17 protein-coding genes and 1 tRNA gene are annotated in these 16,044 nt (G+C 61.4%); 6 read left to right on the forward strand and 12 right to left on the reverse strand.

What is annotated here, in order from left to right; all coding sequences use genetic code 11:
• Positions 1-102: 102 nt before the first annotated feature.
• Positions 103-1,140, forward strand: a complete 1,038-nt coding sequence (locus GRI69_RS12740) for an IS110 family RNA-guided transposase (protein WP_160728659.1) — start codon at positions 103-105, stop codon at positions 1,138-1,140.
• 406 nt (positions 1,141-1,546) lie between these two features.
• Here GRI69_RS12740 and folE read toward each other — a convergent pair whose 3' ends face one another.
• The 3 genes from folE to GRI69_RS12755 are packed head-to-tail and all read right to left on the reverse strand — an operon-like array spanning position 1,547 to position 4,211.
• The gene (folE, locus tag GRI69_RS12745; RefSeq protein WP_160728660.1) at positions 1,547-2,158 is read right to left on the reverse strand and encodes a GTP cyclohydrolase I FolE; all 612 of its coding nucleotides are present in this window, start codon (positions 2,156-2,158) and stop codon (positions 1,547-1,549) included.
• The gene (locus tag GRI69_RS12750) at positions 2,155-3,717 is read right to left on the reverse strand and encodes a phospholipase D-like domain-containing protein (protein WP_160728661.1); all 1,563 of its coding nucleotides are present in this window, start codon (positions 3,715-3,717) and stop codon (positions 2,155-2,157) included. The genes folE and GRI69_RS12750 overlap by 4 nt, the downstream gene beginning before the upstream one ends.
• A 2-nt stretch (positions 3,718-3,719) precedes the next feature.
• On the reverse strand, positions 3,720-4,211 hold the full coding sequence (locus GRI69_RS12755; RefSeq protein WP_160728662.1) for a hemerythrin domain-containing protein: 492 nt from the start codon (positions 4,209-4,211) through the stop codon (positions 3,720-3,722).
• A gap of 94 nt (positions 4,212-4,305) precedes the next feature.
• Here GRI69_RS12755 and GRI69_RS12760 point away from each other — a divergent pair, with 94 nt between their 5' ends.
• Positions 4,306-4,704 carry a metallopeptidase family protein gene (locus GRI69_RS12760; RefSeq protein WP_160728663.1) on the forward strand — a complete coding sequence of 133 codons (399 nt, stop codon included), beginning with the start codon at positions 4,306-4,308 and terminating at the stop codon, positions 4,702-4,704.
• 464 nt (positions 4,705-5,168) lie between these two features.
• Here GRI69_RS12760 and GRI69_RS12765 read toward each other — a convergent pair.
• Together GRI69_RS12765 and GRI69_RS12770 are read right to left on the reverse strand one after the other, a co-directional pair.
• Positions 5,169-5,245, reverse strand: a tRNA-Arg gene (locus GRI69_RS12765).
• Between the two features lie 43 nt (positions 5,246-5,288).
• A complete protein-coding gene (locus GRI69_RS12770; protein WP_337191074.1) occupies positions 5,289-5,729 on the reverse strand; it encodes a (deoxy)nucleoside triphosphate pyrophosphohydrolase in 441 nt (146 codons plus the stop codon).
• 53 nt (positions 5,730-5,782) lie between these two features.
• On the opposite strand from GRI69_RS12770, the gene GRI69_RS12775 reads away from it, so the two are divergent.
• Both GRI69_RS12775 and GRI69_RS12780 read left to right on the forward strand, forming a co-directional pair.
• The gene (locus tag GRI69_RS12775; RefSeq protein WP_160728706.1) at positions 5,783-5,974 is read left to right on the forward strand and encodes a Flp family type IVb pilin; all 192 of its coding nucleotides are present in this window, start codon (positions 5,783-5,785) and stop codon (positions 5,972-5,974) included.
• Between the two features lie 130 nt (positions 5,975-6,104).
• Positions 6,105-6,281 carry a Flp family type IVb pilin gene (locus GRI69_RS12780; protein ID WP_160728664.1) on the forward strand — a complete coding sequence of 59 codons (177 nt, stop codon included), beginning with the start codon at positions 6,105-6,107 and terminating at the stop codon, positions 6,279-6,281.
• 97 nt (positions 6,282-6,378) lie between these two features.
• On the opposite strand, the gene GRI69_RS12785 is transcribed toward GRI69_RS12780, so the two are convergent.
• The 5 genes from GRI69_RS12785 to GRI69_RS12805 form a co-directional block, all read right to left on the reverse strand.
• The gene (locus tag GRI69_RS12785) at positions 6,379-7,857 is read right to left on the reverse strand and encodes a M48 family metalloprotease (protein WP_160728665.1); all 1,479 of its coding nucleotides are present in this window, start codon (positions 7,855-7,857) and stop codon (positions 6,379-6,381) included.
• A 120-nt stretch (positions 7,858-7,977) separates the two neighbouring features.
• Complete coding sequence (locus GRI69_RS12790; RefSeq protein WP_160728666.1) at positions 7,978-8,922, reverse strand: acetyl-CoA carboxylase carboxyltransferase subunit alpha; 945 nt, start codon at positions 8,920-8,922, stop codon at positions 7,978-7,980.
• Between the two features lie 10 nt (positions 8,923-8,932).
• Positions 8,933-9,811 carry a tyrosine recombinase gene (locus GRI69_RS12795; protein WP_160728667.1) on the reverse strand — a complete coding sequence of 293 codons (879 nt, stop codon included), beginning with the start codon at positions 9,809-9,811 and terminating at the stop codon, positions 8,933-8,935.
• A 1-nt stretch (position 9,812) separates the two neighbouring features.
• Positions 9,813-11,648: a hypothetical protein gene (locus GRI69_RS12800; RefSeq protein ID WP_160728668.1), complete on the reverse strand. Its 1,836-nt coding sequence runs from the start codon at positions 11,646-11,648 to the stop codon at positions 9,813-9,815.
• Positions 11,645-11,785 (reverse strand): hypothetical protein, encoded by a 141-nt coding sequence (locus tag GRI69_RS12805; RefSeq protein ID WP_160728669.1) that lies wholly within the window; start codon positions 11,783-11,785, stop codon positions 11,645-11,647. The genes GRI69_RS12800 and GRI69_RS12805 overlap by 4 nt, the downstream gene beginning before the upstream one ends.
• An 88-nt stretch (positions 11,786-11,873) precedes the next feature.
• Between GRI69_RS12805 and GRI69_RS12810 the strand changes: the two genes are divergently transcribed.
• The gene (locus GRI69_RS12810) at positions 11,874-12,425 is read left to right on the forward strand and encodes a shikimate kinase (RefSeq protein ID WP_237453101.1); all 552 of its coding nucleotides are present in this window, start codon (positions 11,874-11,876) and stop codon (positions 12,423-12,425) included.
• On the forward strand, positions 12,416-13,525 hold the full coding sequence (aroB, locus tag GRI69_RS12815; protein ID WP_160728671.1) for a 3-dehydroquinate synthase: 1,110 nt from the start codon (positions 12,416-12,418) through the stop codon (positions 13,523-13,525). The genes GRI69_RS12810 and aroB overlap by 10 nt, the downstream gene beginning before the upstream one ends.
• Positions 13,526-13,538: 13 nt before the next feature.
• Here the strand turns inward: aroB and GRI69_RS12820 are convergent, their stop codons facing one another.
• Both GRI69_RS12820 and GRI69_RS12825 read right to left on the reverse strand, forming a co-directional pair.
• Positions 13,539-13,796, reverse strand: coding sequence for a hypothetical protein (locus GRI69_RS12820; RefSeq protein WP_160728672.1), 258 nt, complete (start codon positions 13,794-13,796; stop codon positions 13,539-13,541).
• Between the two features lie 181 nt (positions 13,797-13,977).
• On the reverse strand, positions 13,978-16,044 hold the full coding sequence (locus tag GRI69_RS12825; RefSeq protein ID WP_160728673.1) for an acetyl-CoA carboxylase biotin carboxylase subunit: 2,067 nt from the start codon (positions 16,042-16,044) through the stop codon (positions 13,978-13,980).

Raw genomic sequence — 16,044 nt, forward strand, 5'->3', positions numbered from 1 at the left:
TTTTCAAACCGAAAGCGGATGAGGTGGATGGCTCCCGCTCACGGCATCTAGGTGCCAAGATGGGTTGCTATCATGCAAACCCGAGCAAAGGAGCCATCCGTCATGGAGATTAGCACGATCGGCCTCGATTTGGCCAAGAACGTTTTTCAGGTTCATGCAGTGAGTCCGGCCGGCGAGGTCGTTATCCGCAAGACCTTGCGACGAGTTCAGATGCTTCCTTTCTTTGAGAAGCTGCCGCCGTGTCTGGTTGGCGTTGAGGCATGTGGGACATCGCACCACTGGGCGCGTGAGCTAAGAAAGCTGGGCCACGAAGTCCGCTTGATGCCGCCGGTATATGTGAAGCCTTATGTGAAGCGCGGAAAGAACGATGCCGCGGATGCCGAAGCCATTTGTGAAGCTGTGACCAGGCCCACCATGCGGTTCGTCGCGGTAAAGAGCCCCGAGCAACAAGCGTCGCTGGCCCTCCACCGAACCCGCCGCCTGCTGATCGGGCAGCGCACGCAATCGGTCAATCTGATGCGCAGCGTCCTTGCAGAGCAAGGCATTGCCATTCCGGTCGGGCTCGAGCGGGCTTTGCAGATGGCGCGGCAGATAGCCGAGCAGGAGAGCGATCTGGATCTTCCGGTCGACGCTGTCGGGGTCGCCTCTATGCTGTCAGAGCAGATCCTTCAGCTCCACGCCCAGTTGCGCAAACTCGACCTTCGTCTTGCCGCCTTGCAGCGTAGCGATGAGACCGCGCGGCGCTTGGCGACCATCCCCGGCATCGGGCCTGTTGGCGCAACCGCGCTTGCCGCCTCGGTAACCGATCCCAGTCAGTTCAGATCGGGCAGGCAGTTCGCAGCCTGGCTGGGGCTGACCCCGCGCCAGACCTCGAGCGGCGGCAAAGAGCGCTTGGGACGGATCACCAAGATGGGTGACAAATATCTACGGCAGTTACTCGTGATCGGTGCAACGTCGCTGGTCAGGCGTGCAAAGGAAAAGCCCGAAACAGCTGATCCGCGCCTCGTTGCGCTGCTCGCCCGAAAGCCAGCTCGGGTCGCTTCGGTTGCCATGGCCAACAAGATGGCCCGGGTCGCGTGGGCGGTCATGACACGCGGAGAGTGTTACCAAGCGAACCACGCACCGGCACTGGCGTCATAGTGGGTCAACAATTTAGCTGAGGAGACCAGCTTCACGAAGTTGTGAGAGCGAAGCGATGTGATGGTGAAACCGGTCGGACCGGGAGCAAGGATAACCCGATGACAGTCTTAGGCGTTAGAGCCTGCAAAGCCGATAGGACCTTGTTCACGGACCCCATCAGGGCCAGCAGTCCCACCCGACTGCATCAACAGGCCGGACAGACGACTGCACCCGACCCAAGGCCACATCATCACTTTAAGCTTGCAACGCGGGAGCCATCCACAGACGACTGTCTCCTCTCGGCCCCAAAATGGTTGAAGCGCATAGGCTGAGTCGATGGCAGGTATCGGGAACCCAAGAGGCTGTTCTCATGGCTGCTTTGGCGTCGCAAGCGAACAGTTCGCAATCAGTCCCGCTTTCCGCCTTTTCAGCCATACCCCATCAGCTTGAGCACTTCCTCGCGGCTGCGCGGATCGTCTAGGAAGGTGCCCATCATGCGGCTGGTGACCATGCCAACGCCGGGCGTGCGTACGCCGCGCGCGGTCATGCAGCTGTGCTGGGCATCGATGACCACGGCCACGCCCTGCGGCTTGAGGTGTTTCCAGATGCAATCGGCCACTTCGGCGGTCAGCCGCTCCTGCACCTGGAGACGCCGCGCAAAACCGTGGAGCACGCGGGCCAGCTTGGAAATGCCCACCACGCGGTCGTTCGGCATATAGGCGATGGCCGCCTTGCCGATAATTGGCGCCATGTGATGTTCGCAGTGCGACTGGAAGGGAATGTCCTTCAGCAGGACGATCTCGTTATAGCCGCCCACTTCCTCGAACACGCGATCGAGGTGGATGGCGGGGTCTTCATCGTAACCGATGCAATATTCTTTCCACGCGCGCGCGACCCGATTGGGGGTGTCGAGCAGGCCCTCGCGCGTCGGATCGTCGCCGGTCCATTCGATGAGCGTACGGATCGCAGCCTGTACGTGTTCTGGAACGGGAGGCTTTCCTCGGGGATCGTCTTCGTCGGGTCCGACCAGGCTGCTCACTTGCCGTTTTTCCTCCTGAACCTGGAGCGGAAGCGCTCCAGTCGGCTTCCCTTGCGGAAAAGACCGCCCTTTGCAAACGGCTCGAACATGTCCCCCGGACATTCGGGATCGAGCAGCCCGCTCTTGGCGAGGGTTTCCTCCGCTCCGTTGAGATCGGGCGCGTGATAGCGGACGAGATTACGTCCATCTTCGGTGATCGAGTGATCGATGACGGCCGCCATCGAGCCATGCCGCTCGAGCAACTCGCCGATCTCGTCTTCATCCAGCCCGCAATGTTCGGCGAGCAGCGAATGGCGGATTTTTCCGATAGCTTCGCAGGCGTGTTCATTGCCTTCGCGATCGCAGTCGATGAAGACGTCGCATTCACTGTCGAGCCCCATGGACCGGTTGTTCATGTTCGCCGAGCCGATGCGGAATATCCGGTCGTCTACGATCATGATCTTGGCATGGACATAAATTGCCGTGGTGCCGGTATAGGGATTCCAGATGCTGAAGCGGCCCTTGTGGTCGGCCTCGTCGATGGAACGGACGAGTTCCGCGCGGGCGTGATCCATCGCCTGCTGTTCGAGCCAGCCATCGGCGTGGCGTGGATGGACGATGACGATCTCGGGCGGATCATCCTCCGCCACCCTTGCGCAGATTGCCTCGCAGATGGCGCGCGATGCGAAATACTGGCTTTCCGCGTAAATCAGTTTCTTCGCGCGCTTGATATGATCGACGAAGAGTTTCTCTATTTCCCTTACCTCTTCCCAATCCCGGTGAGCGGCCCACGTTCGGGCAATGCCCACTTCGACATTCTCGAAATTGGCTTCGAGACCTTTCGGCCAGAGGCTCTCCTTGCTGGGCTGCATGGGCAACAGCGGCTTGCCCCCGGCGCGGATCCAGCGGTCGCGGCCGAGATCGCTCAGCGCATCGGCAACTTCGCCCTCCATCATCATGGAGGCATCATGCCACGGCCCGTACATGCGTCCATTGGGCGTAGTGCGGTGCTCTTCCGTTTCCTTGTGTTCGCGGGTGTCCCAGCGCTTGACGGTCATGTCGATCCCCCCGCAAACCGCGAGCCGGTTGTCGAGGACGGCGATCTTCTGGTGGTGGCTGCACCCGGTCGGATGCGCGCTGTCGAACTTGAAGTCGATCCGCCGGTGCCGGGCCCAGCGAACCAGATCCCACCACATCGATCCGCGCACCACGAATTTGAAAATCCCGAAGCTCCATTTCAGGATGCGGACCTCAAGCGTGGGCCGGTTCCGAACCAGCCAGCCGATGAAGCTTCCGAGCCGCGCCGGGTATTTGTCCTTGTAGCTGCGCTGCCACCAGTGCCGGCCATCCGCCAAATGGATACGCGTGTCGAAATCCCAGCCGATCAGGAAAATGCGGTGCCTCGCGTTCAGCATTGCCGCCTGCATCGCGGAGAAATAGTTCGCCGCATCGATCAGGACGGCTGCGCGCTCGACCTTCGCATAGCGCCAGACGCTGGGCGATTCGCCATCCTCGAGCCGTGACACCCGATCCGGGTCGGGCTTGTCCTCAGCTGGTTCGTTTGCCCCCTCCTCGAGCATGGCTATTCCTTGGCATCCTCTTTCTTTTCGGGAGTGACTTCGGCTTCGGTCTTCTCTTCCTTCTTACGCCGTTCGAACACCGAGCGCATGTGTTCCATGTCCTGTTCGGTCAGGTGCTTGGCGAAGTCGGGGAAATGATCTTCCTCTTCCTCGTCGATGTGATGACGGTAATCGTGGTCGAATGTCTTGAATTTCGTCAACCAGCCGCCTTCGGACATGTCGGTTGCGGCAAGATCGTTGAGCGCTTCTTCGATTTCATGATGCTCGGCAACCGAGTGACGGGTCTCGTCGGTGGTCGGCGGCTTGCGCAGCATGGTCGAATAAAGCGCCTGCTCTTCGGCCGCAGCGTGGCTCTTGAGTTCCTTTGTCAGTTCCTCGAACAGGGTCTTGCGTTCACCGCTCTCGCCGCTTGTTTCGAGCAGCTTGTCCAGCAACTCGCGATGCCGGTCGTGATCCTTCTTGAGGCGGTCGAAAATTTCCTGTGCATCAGCCATCGGTGCTGTTCTCCTTTTGCAATGAGAACAGGCGGGACCTCGCCGGGTTCCGCCATTGCTTGAACAGACGGACAAGCTCACTCATATCTGAAGCATGAAGCGTTCCGAAATCGGGCCGACACAGGCGCAGATGCAACAGATGGCCGAGGCTGTCGTCGGTTCCCTGCCGGAGGAATTCCGCGCCCAGATGGGCGAAATCGTGATGCGGGTGGAAGATTTCGCCACGCCTGAACAGCTCGGGGCAGTCGATCTCGAGAACAAGTGGGAACTGACCGGGCTATACGAAGGTGAAGCGCTGCCCGATCGTTCGATCTGGCAAAGCCACCGGATGCCGGCCCGGATCTGGCTATTCCGTGAGCCTCTCATCGCCGAGTGGCGCGAGACCGGTGTGCGTATGGACGATCTCGTGCGGCACGTGGTCATTCACGAAGCCGGTCACCATTTCGGTTTCAGCGATGAAGACATGCACGCGCTGGAAGAACGCGCGGGTTAACGGGGGCGGTTCGGCTCTCGCTCGGCATTCTCTTTATGTGAACCGAGAGCGGCCACGAGGCCCGGCCTCGCCAGACAGGTCCAGAAGGACCCGCGATCGACAGGCGCAGATTGCGGAAGATCACTTCGCATGTTGCGCCTCCCAGGATTTCGACGGTGACAGGTTCTGCAGTTCGCACCTGTTCGACTTTCGCGACCGATATGTCATTGTTTGTCCCCTTCGCACCCGGCGGCAGCCTCTTCCCCATGCTGTTTCCGGCGGATGTGATGGACTTTGTAACCGGACGCGAACCGCCCGCAATGCGAAGCTTCCGCGTTGCAGACGGAAACATCCTGAGTGTTGTATATTGCTGTCACGCGTATGGGGGACAGCGCTCCCGCCGTGAGCGCGATTCCTGCGGATCGAGCAATCTGGTGGAGCCAGAACCATTAAAGGCCACCCCTCTTGCAAGGGATGGCCTTTAATGGCGCGCCAGGAAGGATTCGAACCTCCGGCCGCCTGATTCGTAGTCAGGTACTCTATCCAGCTGAGCTACTGGCGCGTCGGAGGCGGCACATAGGCACGGCCTCCGTTCTTGGCAACACCTAATCCGGCATTTTTGCAAAGAGGGAACGTGCCAAATCTTGATCGAGCGGCGGCTTGTCGAGAGCATCTATCTCTTTTGGAGTGAACCACCCTACCTCCCCTCCCTCCATCGACCGGGGATCACAGCCCGGCAGCCGGCAATTGTAAAGAAGGATGACAATGGGACATTCATGTTTTGCGGGTTCTTGCTGGGCGAACGCTTCGGGGACCAGCGTGTCGGGAGGAAGGACCACAGCCAGCTCTTCTTCAATCTCCCGGACCAGCGCATTTGTAGGCGTTTCGTTCAGTTCGACCTTGCCCCCCGGGAATTCCCAGAGCCCGCCATGGTGCTTGTGTTTCGGACGCTTGTGCATCAGCCAGCGCCCCTCGCCGTCTTCGAGAGCAAGCGCCACGACTGGCATCCATGTCGGATTATTTTCCAAAACGATCTCTTCCGGCAACAATTTCTTAAGACCTGTCGGATTACCCCATGATTGTCAGCTACGAATTGACAATGGGGGCAAGTCAAGTGGTCCAATTTCTAAAAAGACTGGAACGCGATGAACGTGGTGCCACCGCTGTCGAGTACGGGCTGATCCTCGCGCTGATATTCTTGGCCTTGGTGGGAGCAGTCGAAGCCTTTGGACAAGAGACGATAGAAATGTGGAACAACATTTCTTCAGAAGTCCAAGCGGCAAGAGATTAATTCCCATTTGGCCAAGAATTGCACCGATCTGGTTACGAATTGTCAACCTGTCGGCGTCAGAACGAGGATAGCTCAAGCCGTTTGGACGCGGTGAGAGTCGGGTACCGAAGACTGAACCAGGAGACTACATATGAAGTTCATCAACAAGCTGCGCCAGAACGAAGAAGGTGCAACCGCCATCGAATACGGCCTGATCGCTGCTCTGATCGCCGTTGCTGCAATGACCGCCATGGGCGCACTGGGCAACGAACTTACCGAAACCTTCAACACGGTTTCGAGCACGATGTCGGCTGCGAACAACAAGTAATATTCATTACTTAGGAGGAAAGGCGGCGAGGGAAACCTCGCCGCCTTTTCTTTTTGTGCCTCCCTTACCGGGAGGCATTACCACTCTGGTGATCGCGTTATCTCCCGCGCACCACGATCTTGACCTTCTGGCCCGCGCTCACGCCTTGATTGGACGAGAGACCGTTAAGGACCCGGAAGCGCTCTTCCTGTGCATCCGAATAGGCCATCCGGCGGGCAAGCGAGCTGACCGTGTCGCCACTCTGCACCGTCACGACATCCAGGACGCGAGGCACCACATTGGCTGCTTCCTGCTGCGAGATGCGGCGCATCGATGCGAACATCTGGTTGAACGTGCCTGCCTGGCCCGCCGGGGTGATGGCGAGGAAGTGATAGGCCCGGTCGTTGGAGAATTCATAGGCGAAGACGGTAACATCCACCTGGCCGCTGCCGCCATTGACCCGCGCCGTGCCGTAAGCGGCCGGCAGTCCGTTCACGGTGGTCGTCTGGATGTTGGCCGGACGGATCTGCTGCTGCTGGCTCAGGCCTGCGAAGATGCTGTTCACATAGGTTTGCAAATTGCCGTTATACTGCGCCAGAGAGAACTGGGCCTTGCCGCTCTGACCATTGATGGTCACCGCGTCCGTGCCGTTGACCATGTAGAACCCTTGCGGTGCCTGGAAGGACAATCGCAGGTTCGGATGGATGAACTGGCGGCCCTCGACGATGCCCTGATCGGGATCGTCGCCATAGGTCAGCCCATCGATCCGCGTCAGGAAGGTATCCCGATTGGTCACGCCGGTCATGCCCTGCGCACGGCTGAGGGCGGACTGTACGCGGCTGGCAGGATCCGGGTGGGTCGATGCCCATTCCGGTAGTCGCGCATCGTCACGGCCCTGCAGGCGGGCGTCGAGCGCATTCTGTGCAGCAAGGCTGGCGAGCACAGTCGCCATCGCACGGGGATCATAGCCGGCGGAATTGAGATATTCGATGCCCTTCACGTCGGCCTCGAGTTCCTGCTCGCGCGAGAAGCTCAGTGTCAGCATCTGCGAGCCCTGCAACGCAGCCTGGCCGATCTGTTGTCCAAGCGGATTGCTGCCAAGAAGCACGCTCGACAGGATTGCGCCAGCGGCGCCGAGAAGCGTATTTCGCTGGGCGGCAGCCTGACGACGCTGCGAGTGACGCAATGCGACGTGGGCGACTTCGTGGCCGAGCACGCCAGCCAGTTCGGCCTCGTTGTTCATGAGCGTGACGAGCTGGCGCGTCGTGTAAACGTATCCGCCGGGGATCGCGAAGGCGTTGTTGACCGGGCTGTTCACCAAGCTGACCGTGAAACTTTCGCGAGCATTACCGAGACCGGACTGGACGGCGATGTTCTGGCCGATCTCGCGGACATACTGCGCCTGCGGACCTGTCATCGCGCCGCCGAATTCAGAGAGAAGCTGGGGGTGCGCTTCGGCCCCGATCTGGGCTTCGCTCTGCGTGATCGGTGCGGACGAATCGGGAATATTCCCGCCTCCCGGCAGGGCAGCACAGCCCCCGAGCGCGAGCGAGAGCGTGGCGGTCGAAGCGGCGGCGAGTGATTTCAGGCTGGGCATTTGTTTTAAGCTCCCCTTGCATGGACGCGCAGGGATACGCCCTCACGCCCGTAAGTTCTGTCTATGCAAGGGGAAACCTGAATAGCGGGAGCTTTGTTCCCGGCACCGGAAAAGAGGCGCTTAGCCGGCGATCTGGAGGAACCGCTCTTCGCGCATACGCTTGAGCTCGTCCGCAGAATTGCGCGACAGCATATCCAGCTCTTCGCCGATCGCAGTGCCAAGCGCCTTGGCTGCTGCCCGAGGATCACGATGGGCGCCGCCCACTGGCTCTTTCACGATACGGTCGATCACGCCGAGCTTTTCGAGGTTCTGGGCGGTGATCTTCATCGCTTCGGCAGCATCGGGTGCCTTTTCGGCCGTGCGCCAGAGGATCGAGGCGCAACCTTCGGGAGAGATGACCGAATAGACGGCATGTTCGAACATCAGCACGCGTTCTGCACTCGCCAGCGCGACCGCGCCGCCTGAACCGCCCTCGCCCACGATGCTCGCCACCATGGGGACAGGAAGGGCAAGACAAGCTTCGGTCGAACGGGCGATGGCTTCTGCCTGCCCACGCTCTTCTGCTTCGACCCCGGGGAAAGCGCCTGACGTATCAACCAGCGTGACAACGGGCAGGCCGAAACGTCCTGCCAGTTCCATCAAGCGGATTGCCTTGCGGTACCCTTCGGGCTTGCCCATGCCGAAATTGTGCCGGATGCGGCTGGCGGTATCGTTGCCTTTCTCGTGCCCGATCAGCACAATTTTTCGTCCATTCAGCTTCGCGAAGCCGCCCATGATCGCTTCGTCCTCGCCGAAGGCACGGTCTCCGCCCAGCGGCATGAATTCTTCGAACGCATGCTCGACATAGTCGCGAAAATGCGGGCGCGAAGGATGCCGCGCAACCTGCGTCTTCTGCCAGGGCGTGAGGGATTCGTAGGTACTCTCCAGCAAAGTCGCGCTCTTTACTTCGAGCCGCTTCAGCTCGTTCGAGATATCGACTTCATCGCCTTCCGACGCTGCACGCAGTTCGGCAATGCGCTTTTCGAGTTCGGCGACCGGCTTTTCGAATTCTAGATAGGAAATCATCGCCAGTCCGCTAGTCGCTGCGGCGCACCTGCGCAAGCGGGTGGCGTTCATTGACGAGCTTCACCAGCCTTGCGGCATCGACATGCGTATAGATCTGCGTCGTCGCGATATCGGCATGTCCAAGCAGCGTCTGCAAGGCGCGAAGATCCGCCCCGCCTTCCAGCAAGTGGGTTGCGAATGCGTGTCGCAGGACGTGGGGGCTGAGCTTTTCAGGCGGCAGATCGGCGCGGACCGCAAGCTCCTTGAGCATCTGGTAAAGACGGATGCGCGTCAGGTGCCCGCTGCGTGAAGGAAAAAGGTAGCGCGAAGCCGAAGGGCGGACCGCGAGCCAGCGGGAAAGCGCCTGTCTTGCCCGCCTGCTGACCGGGACCAATCGGGCCTGGCCGCCTTTGCCCGTAACCGTGAGGAACGGTTCGTCGCGCGGGACGGAGGCGAGCGGAAGCGATACGAGCTCTGTCGCGCGCAGGCCGGAGCCGTAGAGGAGTTCGAGCATGACGAGCAGCCGAACGGCTTCGGGCCTGTCACTCGTCGCCTCGTCTTCTGCGCGGGAAAACAGCGCCTCGACTTGCGCGTGTGTGAGTATCTTGGGCAGTGGCCGCCGGGTCGCGGGGCGCGGTAGCGCATGTGTCGGATCATCCTCCCGCTCGCCCTCGTCGACCAGAAAGCCGTAGAATTGTCGGAGCGCCGAAATCTTGCGGGCCACTGTGGACGGCGCCAGAGACGACCAGCCTTGACCAAGTTTTGCCAATTGCGCGGCGCTGGCATCTGCCAGATCGCCACCAAGCAATTCATCTGCCTGATGCAGATCGCGGCCGTAGGCGAGCAATGTGTTCCTCGCCGCCCCGCGTTCTGCGGCGAGCATAGCCAGAAAATCGTCGATACTGCTCACGCTATGCGCGCGCGACCGCCTCCGCGGCGATCATTCTGGCTTCCGCCTCCAGACCCACGCGATTGAGCGCCGAAACGATATGGAAGAGATGACGCGAAGTCATCTGCTCCCAGCTTGTTCCCTGCATGCCCAGCCCAGCGAGGATCGCGACGAGCGCGGCATTGTCCGCTTCGGCCGCCTTGTCGATCATCACGGTCCATGCGGTCGGAGCCGAGAGGTCCACCCCGAGCCGATCGCTGTACTCGCTGATATTTCCCGTATCCGTTCTTCCGAGACCCGCCAGCCCCGCCACAAACATGCGGGATTTACGCTTGCTGGAGGAATCGTCACTGTCGAAGAAGCTATCGATCGCGCCATCGGAAACCTGCGCTCCCTCGGGATCGGCCAGCGCAAGCTGTGCCCAGCCGAGCGAGCCCTCTTCAACTATTTCCGACCACCGCAGTGCATCGCGCTCGAGCCCTGCGGTGAGCATCGAAGCTATGAGCTGATCGGCATCCTCTGCAAATTCGTCGCTTGGCGTCAGCCGCGCGGCTGCATAGGCGGTGAGAACCAGGCGCCCGTAATCCGCTTGGCCACCACCCCAGACATCCGTGATCGCAGCGAGCCTTTCGGCCGGTGCCGGATCGACATAGGCATCGCGTAATCTTCCCGCGAGGACCGGACCGACCCCACCGGTCTCGGCCCCACGATTGGCGTAAATCTGCGAATACAAGTCCACCATCGCCTTCGCCGAAAGGATGCCGGAAGCCGCCGCTACATCGGCCCCGTTCAGGCGCTGGATGGGCGGAAGGGCCGGAATCAGCGCCGAGGACTTCAGATAATAGGGGTCGAGCGTCTCGGCGATATTCTCGGGAATGGGTTCGCCGAGCGCATTCGCCAGGGCGAAGCGCCAAGGGTTCATCTCGTCGATGCCATCCCATTCGATGGTCACCGCACGGCGACCTTGCCCCGCAGCACCCGCGAACCGCTGTGCCAGCAGGACATCGATGCGGTCTTCCTCGGTCTGGTTGAGTAGGCGGCGCAGATCGTTCTGCGCCGAAGTAGCCTCTCCCGCATAGGAGGAGCAGATGCCTTCCAGCATAGACCACTGGAGACCTTCACCTTCGACTCCGTCGAGCCGCACCACCGGACATGCGCCGACGATATCCGCTGTGCCCAGATAGGCCCCGAGCGCCGCATTGACGAGCGAGCCGTTGTAATCGGCAGTGTCGACATCCTGTACCAGGGCGCGTGCGGCGACATGCTCGCCCATCGTATTGAGCGTGCTGGCTCTCAGCGCAGCAAATTGCACCGGGTCCATTCCATCCGGTGCATTGAGCCGGCTCGCCAGCGTCCGCCGCAGCAAGATATGCCCCCAGCGGGAGATCAGCGGACCTTCCATCGCACCGAGCGCGGCCTGCACAATCGATGCCGGTTGCCGCGCGAGCGACGCCGTGGGCAAACCGCCCTCACCCGGCCCGATCACTCCGATTTCGCTCGTGGAGCGACGCGCTGCGGGGGGTATATCGAAACGCGGCTTGAGTCCGAAGAGATCGTCGAGTTCCTCGGTGGTCATCGCCTCGAGTTCGGCGACCGAGGGGATATCCGATAAATCCACATCCGAAGTGTCGACCGGCCTTGCCGCCCTCGGCAACGGCTGGACCACTTCCCCACTTTGCGCAGGTTCGGCCGGATTCGGTGAAGATGTCGGTGCGGGAGCCGGTGCGGGTGTCGGCGATGGACTGGGCGCGGGAGTATCCATCCCCCGCGGCAGGATGCTCTCGGGCGAGCGCTGGGCGAGGACCACGGTGGAAGACAGCGCGAGCGCCGCGCCGGCCAGGAGAAAACCGCGAGTCACAGGGTGCCCTCCGGAATTTCGACCGGCTGGCTGATCGGGCGCAGGGGCTCTTCGCCTCCGTCAATCCACGCAGCGACAAGAATTCCGACGATGACCAGCACTCCGACCCACAGAATGCCTGAACGTTTGACGGCCAAGTTTTTCGTATCCTCGTGCAATAATCCGATGGCTTGCCCGCGCCCTAGCGCATCTATAGGCCGAGCGGCAATGAGCAACGCGCACTCTATGACCGGCAACGGTGGGCTCGCCGCATCGGCGGGGCGGATCGACCGTCCTCTCGTGCTAGTGGGTCTCATGGGCGTGGGAAAATCCACCATCGGCCGCAGGCTGGCGAATGCGTTGGACCGCAGCTTCGTGGATGCCGACGAGGAGATCGAGCGCGCAGCCGACCGCATTGTTTCCGAGATATTCGAAGCCCACGGAGAGGCCTATTTCCGCGACGGGGAGCGGCGCGTGATTGCGCGGCTCATGGATGAAGGTCACGGCGTCATCGCGACCGGCGGCGGGGCATTCGTCGACGATGAAACCCGGGCGCTGGTGCTGGAAAAAGGCATTGCGATCTGGCTCGATTGCGATCTCGAGACGCTGGTCGAACGGACATCGCGCAAGAATACGCGGCCGCTGCTCAAATCCGGCGAACCGCGCGCGATCCTGCAAGGACTGAAGGAAAAACGAAGCCCGGCCTACGCGCAGGCGCAAATCCGCGTGGTGACCGATGACGGCCCGCACGAGGCGACGGTGAACCGCATTCTGGAGGAACTCGCTACATGGCGCTGATCCCGGTCGAACTTGCCGGGCGCAGCTATGAGGTGCGCGTGGGGCGCGGGTTTCTGGCCGATGTTGCCAGCGCGGCGGCTCCATTCCTGCGCAAGACCCGGGTGCCGATCGTCGCCGATGCCAATGCCAAAGCGCATTGGGGCGCGGCTATCGAGCGTTCCCTGACAGTGGCAGGGAAAGAGCCGCAGTGGTATGAGGTCGAGCCCGGCGAAGGTTCGAAAAGCTGGGAAAGCCTGACAAGGCTGACCGACTGGCTGCTTGCCGAAGGCGTCGAGCGGGGCGACCATGTTCTTGCTCTGGGCGGCGGCGTCGTGGGGGACCTCACCGGTTTTGCCTGCGCCATCCTCAAGCGTGGCTGCGGTTTCATGCAATTGCCCACCACCCTCCTCGCACAGGTGGACAGTTCGGTCGGTGGCAAGACCGCGATCAATACGGCGGCGGGCAAGAACCTCGTCGGCGCCTTCCACCAGCCATCACTGGTGCTGGCGGACCTCGACAGCTTGTCCACACTCCCCGCGCGCGAGCTGCGCGCAGGTTATGCCGAAGTGCTCAAATACGGCGTTCTTGGCGATGCGGATTTCTTCCGCTGGCTGGAAGAACACGGAGAGCATGTACTGGCTCTCGAAGCCGACGCGCTGGAACAGGCGGTCGCGACCAGCGTGACTGCGAAGGCACGGATCGTCGCGCAAGACGAGCGCGAAACCAGCGGCGCGCGGGCGCTTCTCAACTTGGGCCATACCTTCGGCCACGCGCTCGAGGCCGAGACCGGATTTTCCGACCGGCTGCTGCACGGTGAAGCCGTGGCGCTGGGGATGGTTCTGGCGGCGCGGTACTCGGCCCGGCGCGGCGAGATGTCGCTGGACCATGCCGCGCGTGTGACCCGTTCTGTGGATGTTGCGGGTCTCCCCGCAGAAATTTCGGCTCTTGGCCTCGATTGCACCGGCAGGAAGCTTGCCGATCACATGTTGCACGACAAGAAGATGGATGCCGGAACGCTTCCGTTCATCCTCTTGCGAGGACTTGGCGACGCCTATCTCGCACACGATGTCGAACTTGAGGACGTTGCTTCATTCCTCGACGAGCAACTCCAGGCGCACTAATTAAGCCAGGCGTTCAACTCGCCCGTGGTTGCAGCCGTGTGATCTTCCCATCCCTCAGCGGCTGGTAGTCCGCCATCATCGCGTCATGTTCGGCGAAGAGCCGTTCGATCTCGCTGCGACGATCCAGGATCATCTGCGCGATGCCCGGTGCCAGGCTTTCACCATCGCCGATCTTGCCCAATACGCTCGCGAGGTCGCTTACCGTCGCGTCGTTGGGGGTCTTGAAGAAATGCCCCTTGGTGTCGAAAAACCCCGTTCCCCTGTGTGCCATCCGTTTGCTCCTGCATGCCGTTTCAACATGCGACTCGAAGGCACCAAGTATCCTCGCGAAGACGATTCGTTAAAAGCGGATTTACCAAGAACGTCCCGGATTGGCCCGAAATCGCAAGAATCTGTCTTGCGTTCGCACGACCTGTTGCGCGGGATTTTGGTTAAACCGCAGCGCTTGATTACTATTCGAGTTCGAGGATGACCTCGTCCACCGCCAAGCTGTCCCCCTCGGCAGCGTTGATCTTTCCAACCACCGCCTGCTTTTCGGCGCGCAGGATGTTCTCCATCTTCATCGCCTCGACCGTGGCGAGCGGCTGGCCCGGCTGGACTTCCTCGCCCTCCGCCACATGGAGCTTCACCAGCAGACCCGGCATCGGACAGATCAGCATCTTTGAAAGGTCCGGTGGCTGCTTCTCGATCATGTGCGATGCGAGATGGGCGATGCGGGTCTGGAGAATCCGAAGCGTGTGCGTGGCACCGCGCGTGGTCATGGCATAGCCGGTGCGCGTGGGCTTCAGCTGGATCGTGTAGACGTCGATCGGTTCGGCGTCCTCGCCCGTATCATCGCCATAGAGTTCGACATCGACCATGCTTTCGCCGGGCGTGTACTGCATCTCGATCGTGACCTGCTCGCCGTCCACGGTCAGCGCGTCTTCTTCCAGCCGCACATCGTGGCTGGTCGAAGCTTCCTCACGCTCCCCGATACGGATAGTCCAGTCACCCGGAGCATAGAGATCGTCCGACAGCTGGCCTTCGATCCGCCGCGCACGATCGGCATCGGCGGTGGCGATCACGCCGCCCACGGCAGCCAGCACGCGGGTGAGATCACCGCTTGCCGGGGCTCCTTCGAAGCCTTCTGGATATTCCTCTGCAATAAAGCCCGTGGTCAGTTCACCCGACCGGAAACGCTCGTGCTGCATGATGGCACTGAGGAAATCGACATTGTGGCCCAGCCCCTCGATGCGAAAGGCGTCGAGCGCGGCGACCTGCAGGTCCGCGGCTTCGTCGCGCGTTTCGCCCCAGGTGACCAGCTTGGCGATCATCGGGTCGTAGAACATCGACACCTCGCCGCCTTCGAACACGCCGTCATCGACGCGGATACCGTCGACGCCGCGGCGGCCGTTCGCGTCGCCGTCGTCGGCCCATGGTTCGACCGGCGGCTGGTAGTGCACCAAACGCCCCGTCGAGGGCAGGAAACCGCGATACGGGTCTTCGGCATAGACACGGTTTTCGATCGCCCAGCCGTCGATGGTCACATCGTCCTGCGTCATCGCGAGCTTTTCGCCCGCCGCGACGCGGATCATCTGCTCGACCAAGTCGACGCCCGTGATCGCCTCGGTGACGGGATGTTCCACCTGCAGGCGGGTGTTCATTTCGAGGAAGTAGAAGCTCTCGCCCGTCGGGTCCGCTCCCGAGACGATCAGTTCGACCGTCCCTGCGCTGTGATAATCGACTGCCTTGGACAGCGCCACGCACTGCTCGCCCATCGCCTTGCGCATCTTCGGAGTCACGAAGGGGGAAGGCGCCTCTTCAACCACTTTCTGGTGCCGGCGCTGGATGCTGCATTCGCGCTCGTTGAGGTAGATCACGTTGCCGTGCTTGTCGCCGAGGATCTGGATCTCGATATGGCGCGGGTTCTCGATGAATTTCTCGATGAAGACACGGTCGTCGCCGAAGGAGTTGAGACCTTCGCGCTTGGTCGCCTCGAAGCCTTCGCGCACGTCCTTCTCGCTCCATGCGAGGCGCATGCCCTTGCCGCCGCCGCCAGCGCTGGCCTTCATCATCACCGGATAGCCGATATCGTTGCTGATCTCGACCGCATGGTCGGTATCGCGGATTTCGCCGACAAAGCCTGGGACGACATTGACGCCCGCCTCAAGGGCCAGCTTCTTGCTCTCGATCTTGTCTCCCATCGCGGCGATGGCATTGGCGGGCGGACCAATAAAGGCGATGTTCTCTTTGGCCAGCGCTTCAACGAAGCTCGCGCGTTCGGACAGGAAGCCGTAGCCCGGGTGCACGGCCTCGGCACCGGTCTGCTTGCAGGCCGCGATGATCTTGTCGGCAACCAGATAGCTCTCGGCTGCGGCGGCAGGGCCAATATGCACCGCTTCGTCCGCCATCTTCACGAATGGAGCGCGAGCATCGGCATCGGAATAGACCGCGACGGTCTGGATACCCATGCGGCGTGCCGTCTTGATGACGCGGCAGGCAATTTCACCGCGGTTGGCGATCAGGATCTTGGAAAACAA

The organism is Qipengyuania vulgaris (assembly GCF_009827325.1).
Taxonomy (GTDB): domain Bacteria; phylum Pseudomonadota; class Alphaproteobacteria; order Sphingomonadales; family Sphingomonadaceae; genus Qipengyuania; species Qipengyuania vulgaris.

What these genes read in the sequence shown, in the direction of transcription:
- GRI69_RS12740 (WP_160728659.1), top strand. Translation starts at nt 103, where the DNA reads ATGGAGATTAGCACGATCGGCCTCGATTTGGCCAAGAACGTTTTTCAG.
- GRI69_RS12750 (WP_160728661.1), bottom strand. Translation starts at nt 3,717, where the DNA reads ATGCTCGAGGAGGGGGCAAACGAACCAGCTGAGGACAAGCCCGACCCG.
- GRI69_RS12755 (WP_160728662.1), bottom strand. Translation starts at nt 4,211, where the DNA reads ATGGCTGATGCACAGGAAATTTTCGACCGCCTCAAGAAGGATCACGAC.
- GRI69_RS12760 (WP_160728663.1), top strand. Translation starts at nt 4,306, where the DNA reads ATGAAGCGTTCCGAAATCGGGCCGACACAGGCGCAGATGCAACAGATG.
- GRI69_RS12775 (WP_160728706.1), top strand. Translation starts at nt 5,783, where the DNA reads ATGGGGGCAAGTCAAGTGGTCCAATTTCTAAAAAGACTGGAACGCGAT.
- GRI69_RS12780 (WP_160728664.1), top strand. Translation starts at nt 6,105, where the DNA reads ATGAAGTTCATCAACAAGCTGCGCCAGAACGAAGAAGGTGCAACCGCC.
- GRI69_RS12785 (WP_160728665.1), bottom strand. Translation starts at nt 7,857, where the DNA reads ATGCCCAGCCTGAAATCACTCGCCGCCGCTTCGACCGCCACGCTCTCG.
- GRI69_RS12790 (WP_160728666.1), bottom strand. Translation starts at nt 8,922, where the DNA reads ATGATTTCCTATCTAGAATTCGAAAAGCCGGTCGCCGAACTCGAAAAG.
- GRI69_RS12810 (WP_237453101.1), top strand. Translation starts at nt 11,874, where the DNA reads ATGACCGGCAACGGTGGGCTCGCCGCATCGGCGGGGCGGATCGACCGT.
- aroB (WP_160728671.1), top strand. Translation starts at nt 12,416, where the DNA reads ATGGCGCTGATCCCGGTCGAACTTGCCGGGCGCAGCTATGAGGTGCGC.
- GRI69_RS12820 (WP_160728672.1), bottom strand. Translation starts at nt 13,796, where the DNA reads ATGGCACACAGGGGAACGGGGTTTTTCGACACCAAGGGGCATTTCTTC.